The sequence below is a fragment of the Paenibacillus sp. Soil522 genome (assembly GCF_001428245.1).
In the GTDB taxonomy this organism is placed as follows: Bacteria; Bacillota; Bacilli; order Paenibacillales; family Paenibacillaceae; genus Pristimantibacillus.
Genome location: NZ_LMRV01000066.1, coordinates 271,162 through 280,546 on the forward strand (window position 1 = coordinate 271,162; position 9,385 = coordinate 280,546).

The following is a 9,385-nucleotide window of genomic DNA, read 5'->3' on the forward strand; positions in this document are numbered from 1 at the left end:
GTCTGGACAGTATCCTTCTGAACCAAATATGCCTGGTGTTTTTGATAATATATTCGTAGGGATTTTCTTAATACTTGGACTAGTTTTAATAATAATTGGGTTAAATAAAGGAATTAAGAAATCTATTTGAAGTTATTCCGCTAACGGGTACGTTAGTTCAATGAAGGACTCTATACAAACGAAAAAGGAGCTGCCGCGGCAGCTCCTTTTTACTACTTCACAAAATAAGATATTTGGTACATATGTCGAGCATAGGCCTAGCCCATTTAATAATATCCAAGCCAAATGTACAAGCATAACCCGTCCGTTTCCATAGATTATAGGATACCAAAAAGGAGTGTGATTTGATGTTTAATAAATGCTGTGGTTTTCATAAATGCTGTGATTGTCATAGATGCTGTGGTTTTCATAAATGCTGTGATTGTCATAGACGCTGTGGTTGGTGAAAGTACTACTATTTGTTGTACTAAGCAGTCTTGCAATTGGCCAAGTAGTTAACCACCAAGCAAAATCACCTCTATTGCCGTTTAATCTCCAAAAAGACGATTACAGCGTAATCTGCCGTAGTCGTCTTTTTCATGATAGGACTACCTCACAAAATAACTGATTTTGTACAGATGTCCCAGTTGATTAGCGTGGGTAGTTTAGCGTTACATTCAAGTAAAGAATATTAACTTTTTGATTTCGAAAGGAAAATCAAAAGCTCTGATTCGAATGACCGTATTTTGGGTGGCAGCTGACTTTGTAATGAAAATGGCAGTCCAGGAATTAATCCCAAACTGCCCATTTTCTTTATTTCCCAGATTTAATACTCATCAGTTGATCTTGATTAAAGGTTAACCCTGGGACTGTGGAGGTACCTGCATTGATTGCGAAAGTATTTGCGATTACGTTAGCATTACTAGGATGAATAATTCTAACTTCATAGTGGAAAGGTGTTACATCTTGTGAAAAAATTCTATGAGTAAGCGGTCCAATGGTTACAGTCTGGTTCAAGAGTATAACTGGAGATCCACTATTCCAATCAAAGACCTGAACCGTCACCAGCGCTGCTGTAGTAGAACTAAAGTTCGCCACTTCAATATGAGCGGCTGTTTGGCCAACAGCAGTATTTAAGACGCCTGTTGTTAACACTTTCGTTCCACTTTTACTACCACCACTTTTACCACCACTTTTACTTCCACCACTTTTAGCTGAAGTACGCAGTACTAAGCGTTTTATGATAGCTTTCCCAGTAGGTTTGCGAGATTTTTTCATATTATCTCACCTCCTTTATTTTGAATTTAGAGGGTCACATGGATAGTTTTACATACCCGCAATAGTAATGTATTCTATTGAATCAACATTAGATAGGGACAAACATTAAGTAGAATTGGTGGAATTTAATAGAGTCTCAAAAAAATGGGACAGCTGGCCATTACTGCACCCACTGCCCCACCTAGTTATTATTTTGACTGATCCCGTTCTTGATATCCTCCTGGATGTCTTATGCGAGGGCCTGTCTAATTGTATGTCCTCTGGTGTCTTTGTACCTTCGTTAATATCTACACAAAATGAGATGTTTTGTACAGATGTCCATTGATAATTAGGCAATTTATACTTTCAATTTCAATAAAATAGTGTAGAATAAAGAAGTAAAGAAACAAAGAAATTGGAATCATGGAATATTTGCAGTAAAGGAGGGGTATACTATGGCAATAGCGAATGAGGCGGTGACTCGTATGGAATGGAAGCGCGCGCGTGTCTCTCAGAAGCGCCAAGTAACGATACCTCAAAAGTTCTTTGAAGAAGCCGGCATTAAAGATGAGGTCGAATTCGGCATTAAAGGCAACAACATCATCATTCGCCCTGTGCGTGAAAATGCTGGCAATGACTACTTTAGTGATTTGATTTTGGCTGATTTGCTCAAAGAAGGTTATGCCGGTGATGAATTGCTTGCAAAGTTTCGTGAGCGACAAAGCGAACTACACGCTGCTGTTAAAAACTTAATTGCCGAATCCGGAGAGGCTGCTCGCAATTTCAATGGCGTAGACGAAACGAAAGCACTTTTTGGCGATGTAATGGGGGATTAGATGCTTCCCATTACCTACCTTGGCCCCGCAGAACGCTATTTTAAAAAACTCGTTGAGAAACCGCTAAAGCGCGCCTATTTCGATGCTATCTTGGCCATTCGAAATGATCCCTCGATTGGGGAACAAAAGACAGGCGATCTCGCCGGCATATTCGGCTATGATGTATCTTATAAGGGCACTAACTATGAAATTGCCTATCGTGTAGAAGAAAAGGATGATGGTGAGCTTGTGGTCGTCATCATGGCTGGATCCAGGGAAAACTTCTACGAAGAGTTAAAACGATATTTGAAATAGCGAAAGGATCCCGCCGCAGCGGGATCCTTTTTACTTGCTCACAAAATAATGATTTTTGTATAGATGTCAGCGTCACAACCAATGTTTTTCTTGTAACCAGTAGGTCAATGGTGTAATAATGAGTAGTAGGAAAGTTGGAAATTACGAAAGTAGTAAAATCTTAAATTGAGAATATAATGTAGGAAAGGTGGCGACCCTTATGGTACAAGTAGCAGAAAGAGGTTGGGCGAGTATGAGAAAAAAGTCTGTACAGCTAAGAAAAAAAGCGCAGGTGACTATCCCAAGCGAAATCGTAGAGGGATTGAACCTGAATGAAGGGGATCAGCTGGATATAATCGTGGAGGACGGAAGAATTATTTTAATTCCTACGGTAACGATAGCAAAGGATCAAGCATGGTTTTGGACGGAATCGTGGCAAAAAGGGGAAATACAAGCAGAAAGGGACGTCAGAGACGGCTGCTTGACCGATATTACGACTGGAGAAGAACTAGATGCGTTTTTTAATGCCCTGGGGATTGCTGAGGATAACGACGAGTAAATGTTCACTCTTCGACTGACGGACAATTTTAAGGAGAAACTGATTGGCTTGGATAGCCAGTCGCAGAAAGCGATTCGAAAAGCTCTTCGCTTTCTACAAAACAATCCCAAACACCCCTCCCTTCGCACGAAAAAGATGGAAGGTCATGATTATATCTTCGAAGCAAGCGCCAATATGGATATACGCATGACGTTCCATTTTGAAAAACCTGATACCATTGTTCTCCGAAATTGCGGACATCATGATGAAGCTTTGGGAAATCCATAATAGGCAAAATTAAAGGATCCGCTCGAGCGAGCGGATCCTTTTCTTATACTAGAAAAAATAAGGTAATTAGTTATACTAAATAATAAAGAAGGAGAAGCGTGACAACAACATGGATAATGATAAAGCGAACAAAGTTCATGAAACGCAATCCAACGAGTCTGAAATTTTAAACAGCACGAATACAAGCTTTATTGATGATCAACTGCTTCCTATGCAAAAAATAGAAGGTGGTGGCCCTCCTAAGAGAATTGATCTTAGTACGATGCCAAAACCGTTGAGAATTTTGGGTTACTTTTTCTTCGCATTTATTTTAATTATGTTTTTGGTGAGTTTATTTGTGAGTATATTCAAGTAGAATTTTCCCTTCCTGATTCTCTAAGGAATGAGTGGGGTATAGCCAATAAATTGACGCGGAACATATACGCTAATCCCTAAAATCCTTGAAAGTATCACAGTCACATGGGAAAATAAAAACTTAAGACTTAAGACATTTGATTTGGAAAGGAGGCGCTTTCGTGGGAACGCATATTTCAGTCATTGGTAACATCAAAGAAATTCGAACATTTGACGATAAGCCATTTGTGTGCCTTGAAGTGTCTTCAATTGGAAAATACGGGACCGTACAAAAAGGCCTTCCAGAACCAACAAGGGAAATTCATCATACTGTTCTTGTCTCAAAGAAGCAATTAAACCGTATAGAAAAAGAAGTAGCTCCCTTTGATGTGCCACTTTTGGGTAGTGAAGTATATGTATGGGGTATACCCACGTTTGATCTTACTTATGATGTACTAGAAGGGGATTTTGGTATTATTACGCAGGAGATCAAAAGCCTAACAGCGCGAAAAACAGAATTAGATTGGATCGAAAGAGGGGCGTATTTTGAAAATCCAATGGACTACCCCAATGAATTACCAACCAGCCTTAAGCTACAGTTAATCACGGTACCGGGAGGCTCTCCTATATATCAAGATAAAGTGGCGCAGAACATCGCATATTACCAACAACATGGACGGCTTTCACGAGGCGTCACGGTTCAATGGGAAAAAGGAAAGTGGGTGCTTAAAAAGGGATTCAGTCGTTATGCGGCGGCAAAGAATATGGGATTATCGGAAATTCCAGTTCGGGCTTTGATGGTAACAGTAGCCGCTAATGAAGTTTAGTGGACATTAGCTTAGAGTAGGGGAAATCCGCTGTTCATGTGTCAAAAGTATAACGTCAAAATGTCGGCCGGACCCCTAATGCCGTTAATTATTTAAATGGTTACCGCGTATAAATGATTAACGGCATTAAAAAAGGGACTTTCAGATCTATCTGAAAGTCCCTTTCCTTACGCAAATAATGCTTGGTTCGTATTGAGCTGATCTGGATCCCCGTCTTGATAGGTATCCAGCCAATAGTCCGCTAAATCGAGCAGGTCAAGCACCGAGCCATTTCGATCTACCTGGTATTCCTGCAAACACACGCCTAGGCGTTCTAGCCGGTAGAGCTTGATCACGTACGCGCCAAACAGCCGGCGTTCCAAATAAACGACGAGGTTTCCATGCCGCTGCTCATAATAGGCGAGATTGGGATGCTGAATAAAGGTCCAATTGGAAATCTCTTCTCCCCAGTGAACGACAATCTTGCCACCCCAACGAATCATGGCTGCCATACCTCCAGATAATATCCATCATTTCTAACCGGCAATAGTTCAGTGTCCGAAGATAGTTCTATTCCTTTGCATGTATCCTGTCGCACTCATGCCATCCGTGATCTCGATGGGTTTGACCGTTTACGAATCTATGAAATATGTGCTATTCTATTAGAAGTAGCATCATTTACCAACAAAAAAAACAAGCCAAATGTTTCGGCGGCTCGGGATCCCCATCCCTCAGCTGCTCCATCCGTACAACAAATACGGTGAAACAGGCACGCACAAACACATTTGACTCTTTCAAGTCCATTCTATCATTTTGCCCGCTGTCGGGCAAGGATAAAACGGCTAACGTATAAAATGTGAACGAGCGCCCTGCTTTCCGGATTTTCTACGGAAATGCAGGGCTTTTTTAGTTGTCAGCGGCTTTGGCCGTTTACATACACAACCGAATACTGGCACTGCTCCGGATCCTTTTTTTGAAAATAGGATACCGAGGGCTTAGTTTGTTGTTGTCTTAAAGGAGAAGGAGCCTATTAAAACGAGTAAAACGGGGAGCTGATAGAAGATGGTGCGGCCAAGATTCAAGAAGAGCTATAAAGCCAATCCAGAGCAACGGGCATTCAAATATAAAGCGGACATATACGGATCGAAAGAGTGAAGCTACCGTCTTTGCTGCCGCTCTGCCTAGCCTGTGAAAAAGAAGGCAAGCAAAACCGGTTCAGTTACATAGGCAGGTACACGATTCCAAAGAGCCAGCTTAAGAAGAAACTGCGATTTTAAAAGTAAAATATCGGGCGCTCAATGCCACCTAAAACGACATGAAACATTGTGGGGTACGTCGTCCCGACCCCGTCGAAGAGAGCGATCAAGAAAACGCATTGATCGTGTGTCTGATGGTGGCCGCCGTTAGAAGGGAACACCTGTAGTGCGTCAAATGCCCCTGCATTTGCCCTAGATTCGGCGGTGTGACTCCACCGACCGATAATCCCGTCCGTGTGTCCCCTGTGGGACAGGCTGGCGGTCAGAGCGGCCCTAATTGGCCCACGCGATAACGCACGACCTAGGCGCGTCGAATGACCGTTAGAAAGCGAAGCAAGCGATTCCCCGAGCGATAGGCCTCGGATTCGTCCCATTTCGTTTGACAGTTCCCCCTTTATTAGGGGGCTGTCTGCTCGCTTCACTCAAACCCCTTCGCTCAATCCTCGGTGGTTCACTTCAAAAGAACAAGACTAAACACGAAAAACTTTTCAAAGCGAGAAGACAAACGTAGGGGCGGGCGAGGGGAGAATGCTTTCAATCCAGAGGCTTGTGAAGCAAGCCTTCCGTTAAAGGGATCAAACGAAGGATAATGAAAAACACGAATGGATAGCTGATGAAGATAGAAATGGAGGGAACAGCCGGGAAGTGAGTCGAGGCTTGGGTGATAACGTGGTTTTCGTTATCCCCACGGCGAGGCGAACGAGCGGAACCGGAACGAAGTGGAGGCGGCACAGATGGATAAAGCAGAAATTGGATTCACTCTGCAAAAGAGTCTCGATGGGCTCGGGAGGGTAGAGAAGCGCTATCGGATCAATCCGGATCGGGAGGTGCTAGAGTTTAACTTGGTGGATGGCTGCTGGCTAACGATGATATGCAATTTAAATTACGTTTTGAGAGTCTACCATAGATTGCGAAACAACGCGAGATACACAGAATGGCCCATGTATGACACGCGAACGAATTAGATCGAAGTTAACTAACCAGAATAAACATTTTTTCTTATATAGTCGATGAGGCGCTTTAAAATCGAGGGCGTGATTGCTAGAGATCTAACTGGAGTTCAGCTATCTTGATCCCTGAGCTTCAGAAGCGTTCAAATTAAACAGAGGGCCTAAGCTCCTGATTCATTTGGGTAAAATCGATTTGAGAGGTAAATGACGGAAGGTAAACGGATAGAAGACGGAGAATTATTGCTTATATATCAACGATCCGTCCTTAAATTGGCGAGACGGTCGGCGGACGGATTGGAGGGGGACGGAGAAAACGGATGGATGGACTTTTACGGAAAAAGGATTTAGTCGAAGCGGTTAGCGTTGCGAAGTCGACTATAGCGGATTGGGTGACAGAATTTCACGTATTCATCCCAACGGTTAAGCATGGAGCCGTTACATACTATAAGCCGGAGGCCGTGGACGTTTTGAACACGATCCGGGAGCTGCGCGAGTTGGATAACTCGAAAGTACAGATTATGGAGCTGCTGACAAAACGGGGATTCCCGATAACTGTCGAGGAAGCTGTGGCGGACGTTGAGCGGGTTATATCTGGAGCAGATTCGCGCGATACGCTGCTCACGGTTATGCAGACAATGGGACAGGCTGTCGTCGAGATCGGAAAGCAGGACGGACGCATAAACCGCATAGAATCTAGGGTTTTAGAGCATGTCGAGCGTTTGGACGAACAGGACGGACGGATTGTGGAGACCGCCAACGAAGTAAGTGAACTGCAGCGAGTGATCGGGGAAATGCAGCGACAGCTCGCTGAGGCTAGGGAGGAAGCTACGGCTGCGAGGGAACAAGCGAATAAGTCGGTATGGCGGAGATTGTTTGGGAAGTGAGTGCTGCTTGATTTTAATTAGGAGACGGCATAGCTCTACGAGCTGCAGCAGCCGAATCCTGCATAAACCGAAGAAATAAGGCAAAAAAATCCGAGGGCGGGGTTGGTTGGTAAACCGCACAGCTCGGATTTTTTTTGTTCAGCTCTTTATAGGGCTTCGGCGTTTTGAATCGCATGTTCCCAAGACGGGAAGTAAAACAACGCACTTCTCATCAGATCGGGATGTGATTGTTTTACCTTTTTCTTGCTAAGCGATCCTCCATCTGCTTGTAACTGTTTTATTTGATTTAGAATTTCGTCGGTACTCATGTTTACATCCATTTGTCGTATGCGCTCCTTTCAAGTGTGATAGGTTTTGAGTACAGTTTTCCCCTCATTGGTAAAAATTATGACAAGTCAGAAGCGGCTCCGCCTTCGTGTGTCGGGATATGCGAACGAAAAAGTACGTTTCAATCTTCAATCCAAGTAAAGGAAATGATAGAGCGAAGATAAGAATGAGGAATGTTGGAAAGGAATAGCAAGCATTGAATTTGTATGTACAAATTCGAAAAACTCTTGTTATGGTTTGGCAAGATTCGCCTACGGATATCCGCGAGTCCGATTTCGCTGCCGCTCATCGTTCTCCCGGATATCCTCCGTCATCTTGCTGGGCCTGCCGCCCAGACTCGCCTGGTGGCTTCGCCCCCAGACCCCGAATCGTTTGCGCTTCCTGTTGAAAGAAAATAAAGTGCCCCAATAAAAGAAATAGCGGCAGCCAGGGACTTGAAAATGAAGTCCTAGACTGCCGCTGTTTTATTGAACTATCATTATCCGTTACTTCAATAAGATAGTGCCCATAATAGAAAAAGAAGCCCAATAAAAAAATTTGAAATATATTTCAATGCAGCATCTTTCATGAAAAATTCTTCAATACTTCTTATAATGAAACTAGCGGACACTAGATATAGAAAAAGAAGCCCAATAAAAAAATTTGAAATATATTTCAATGCAGCATCTTTCATGAAAAATTCTTCAATACTTCTTATAATGAAACTAGCGGACACTAGATAAAAAATAAGAAAATTTAGTGGATTGATTAAAAACAATACAAGTGCTCCAACTACAAGCAATATATCTAAAATAAATATAGGTTTAGACCTTCTTCGCCATTCTTTTTGCCAACTCTTTTTTACTGTTTCAAATAACTTCATTTTTACCGCCTCCAAAAACAATCATAACAAATAACTCCTTTTAATTATTTTTGAAAAATGCACCAATCCTTCTTTCGCTAATCTTAACGATCCAGGAGTAGAGCAGATGCCTCCACTTCGTTCCGGTTCCGCTCACTCTTCTCCATTTTGAAAAACAAATGGAGAAGAGTGAGCGGCTATTTAGCATGATTTCAACCTCGATATTCCCCCAAATTCAGCCGTGAGCGCCAATTTTCCTTCCGTGGAACAATCGTAAAAAAAGGACCGTGTTCGCATCATTTGCGGACCGGTCCTTTTTTTCATTTTCTTAGGCTAGCTTTCAATTGCTCTGTTTTTCATTTTTGAAGAGGCCGGACTACTTCACAAAATAAAGGATTTTGTACATATGTAGCTGATAGGCGTTAAGCTAACTGGCAGGATTGCGCAATAGGTTATGTGTTATAATCACACCTATGAATTATACGATTACTTTTTTAGTGAGGGGAAACAACAAATGTGGAAGAGCAGTTTTTATGTGTTATAATCACACCTATGAATTATACGATTACTTTTTTAGTGAGGGGAAACAACAAATGTGGAAGAGCAGTTTTATATCTGGTCTGGGACTGATTGCATTAAGTGGCATTTTGTACACAGTGGAAAGATTTATTGCTGTTTTTAAATGGATTAGTGAAGCTGTTCCAATAAAAATTAATGGGTCTGGACAGTATCCTTCTGAACCAAATATGCCTGGTGTTTTTGATAATATATTCGTAGGGATTTTCTTAATACTTGGACTAGTTTTAATAATAATTGG

At 42.3% G+C, this 9,385-nt stretch carries 13 protein-coding genes and 1 pseudogene; 9 read left to right on the forward strand and 5 right to left on the reverse strand.

What is annotated here, in order from left to right; all coding sequences use genetic code 11:
* Window positions 1-792: 792 nt before the first annotated feature.
* Complete coding sequence (locus ASG81_RS22225; protein WP_056639360.1) at window positions 793-1,257, reverse strand: hypothetical protein; 465 nt, start codon at window positions 1,255-1,257, stop codon at window positions 793-795.
* A gap of 434 nt (window positions 1,258-1,691) precedes the next feature.
* Between ASG81_RS22225 and ASG81_RS22230 the strand changes: the two genes are divergently transcribed.
* The 6 genes from ASG81_RS22230 (at window position 1,692) to ASG81_RS22255 (ending at window position 4,331) form a co-directional block, all read left to right on the forward strand.
* The gene (locus tag ASG81_RS22230) at window positions 1,692-2,072 is read left to right on the forward strand and encodes an AbrB/MazE/SpoVT family DNA-binding domain-containing protein (RefSeq protein WP_200961579.1); all 381 of its coding nucleotides are present in this window, start codon (window positions 1,692-1,694) and stop codon (window positions 2,070-2,072) included.
* On the forward strand, window positions 2,073-2,366 hold the full coding sequence (locus tag ASG81_RS22235) for a type II toxin-antitoxin system RelE/ParE family toxin (protein ID WP_056639362.1): 294 nt from the start codon (window positions 2,073-2,075) through the stop codon (window positions 2,364-2,366).
* 199 nt (window positions 2,367-2,565) lie between these two features.
* On the forward strand, window positions 2,566-2,904 hold the full coding sequence (locus tag ASG81_RS22240) for an AbrB/MazE/SpoVT family DNA-binding domain-containing protein (protein WP_056639364.1): 339 nt from the start codon (window positions 2,566-2,568) through the stop codon (window positions 2,902-2,904).
* Between the two features lie 48 nt (window positions 2,905-2,952).
* A complete protein-coding gene (locus ASG81_RS22245; RefSeq protein WP_235548978.1) occupies window positions 2,953-3,171 on the forward strand; it encodes a cytotoxin in 219 nt (72 codons plus the stop codon).
* A gap of 109 nt (window positions 3,172-3,280) precedes the next feature.
* On the forward strand, window positions 3,281-3,526 hold the full coding sequence (locus tag ASG81_RS22250; protein WP_056639368.1) for a hypothetical protein: 246 nt from the start codon (window positions 3,281-3,283) through the stop codon (window positions 3,524-3,526).
* Window positions 3,527-3,686: 160 nt separating this feature from the next.
* Window positions 3,687-4,331, forward strand: coding sequence for a hypothetical protein (locus tag ASG81_RS22255; RefSeq protein WP_056639369.1), 645 nt, complete (start codon window positions 3,687-3,689; stop codon window positions 4,329-4,331).
* A gap of 167 nt (window positions 4,332-4,498) precedes the next feature.
* On the opposite strand, the gene ASG81_RS22260 is transcribed toward ASG81_RS22255, so the two are convergent.
* A complete protein-coding gene (locus ASG81_RS22260) occupies window positions 4,499-4,813 on the reverse strand; it encodes a hypothetical protein (RefSeq protein WP_056639371.1) in 315 nt (104 codons plus the stop codon).
* A gap of 770 nt (window positions 4,814-5,583) precedes the next feature.
* Entirely contained in the window at window positions 5,584-5,940 is a 357-nt protein-coding gene (locus ASG81_RS22265; RefSeq protein WP_056639373.1) for a hypothetical protein, read from the reverse strand.
* A gap of 360 nt (window positions 5,941-6,300) precedes the next feature.
* Between ASG81_RS22265 and ASG81_RS22270 the strand changes: the two genes are divergently transcribed.
* The gene (locus ASG81_RS22270; protein WP_056639375.1) at window positions 6,301-6,531 is read left to right on the forward strand and encodes a hypothetical protein; all 231 of its coding nucleotides are present in this window, start codon (window positions 6,301-6,303) and stop codon (window positions 6,529-6,531) included.
* Window positions 6,532-6,833: 302 nt separating this feature from the next.
* A complete protein-coding gene (locus ASG81_RS22275; RefSeq protein WP_056442956.1) occupies window positions 6,834-7,400 on the forward strand; it encodes a MerR family transcriptional regulator in 567 nt (188 codons plus the stop codon).
* 146 nt (window positions 7,401-7,546) lie between these two features.
* Here the strand turns inward: ASG81_RS22275 and ASG81_RS32260 are convergent, their stop codons facing one another.
* Both ASG81_RS32260 and ASG81_RS22280 read right to left on the reverse strand, forming a co-directional pair.
* Window positions 7,547-7,720 (reverse strand): hypothetical protein, encoded by a 174-nt coding sequence (locus tag ASG81_RS32260; protein ID WP_200961580.1) that lies wholly within the window; start codon window positions 7,718-7,720, stop codon window positions 7,547-7,549.
* Window positions 7,721-8,217: 497 nt separating this feature from the next.
* Window positions 8,218-8,589, reverse strand: coding sequence for a hypothetical protein (locus ASG81_RS22280; RefSeq protein ID WP_056639376.1), 372 nt, complete (start codon window positions 8,587-8,589; stop codon window positions 8,218-8,220).
* A gap of 572 nt (window positions 8,590-9,161) precedes the next feature.
* Between ASG81_RS22280 and ASG81_RS22285 the strand changes: the two are divergent.
* Window positions 9,162-9,385: pseudogene (locus ASG81_RS22285) on the forward strand (hypothetical protein); the annotation flags it as partial.

What these genes read in the sequence shown, in the direction of transcription:
- ASG81_RS22275 (WP_056442956.1), top strand. Translation starts at nt 6,834, where the DNA reads ATGGATGGACTTTTACGGAAAAAGGATTTAGTCGAAGCGGTTAGCGTT.
- ASG81_RS22240 (WP_056639364.1), top strand. Translation starts at nt 2,566, where the DNA reads ATGGTACAAGTAGCAGAAAGAGGTTGGGCGAGTATGAGAAAAAAGTCT.
- ASG81_RS22280 (WP_056639376.1), bottom strand. Translation starts at nt 8,589, where the DNA reads ATGAAGTTATTTGAAACAGTAAAAAAGAGTTGGCAAAAAGAATGGCGA.
- ASG81_RS22260 (WP_056639371.1), bottom strand. Translation starts at nt 4,813, where the DNA reads ATGATTCGTTGGGGTGGCAAGATTGTCGTTCACTGGGGAGAAGAGATT.
- ASG81_RS22270 (WP_056639375.1), top strand. Translation starts at nt 6,301, where the DNA reads ATGGATAAAGCAGAAATTGGATTCACTCTGCAAAAGAGTCTCGATGGG.
- ASG81_RS22235 (WP_056639362.1), top strand. Translation starts at nt 2,073, where the DNA reads ATGCTTCCCATTACCTACCTTGGCCCCGCAGAACGCTATTTTAAAAAA.
- ASG81_RS22230 (WP_200961579.1), top strand. Translation starts at nt 1,692, where the DNA reads ATGGCAATAGCGAATGAGGCGGTGACTCGTATGGAATGGAAGCGCGCG.
- ASG81_RS22265 (WP_056639373.1), bottom strand. Translation starts at nt 5,940, where the DNA reads ATGGGACGAATCCGAGGCCTATCGCTCGGGGAATCGCTTGCTTCGCTT.
- ASG81_RS32260 (WP_200961580.1), bottom strand. Translation starts at nt 7,720, where the DNA reads ATGGATGTAAACATGAGTACCGACGAAATTCTAAATCAAATAAAACAG.
- ASG81_RS22225 (WP_056639360.1), bottom strand. Translation starts at nt 1,257, where the DNA reads ATGAAAAAATCTCGCAAACCTACTGGGAAAGCTATCATAAAACGCTTA.
- ASG81_RS22250 (WP_056639368.1), top strand. Translation starts at nt 3,281, where the DNA reads ATGGATAATGATAAAGCGAACAAAGTTCATGAAACGCAATCCAACGAG.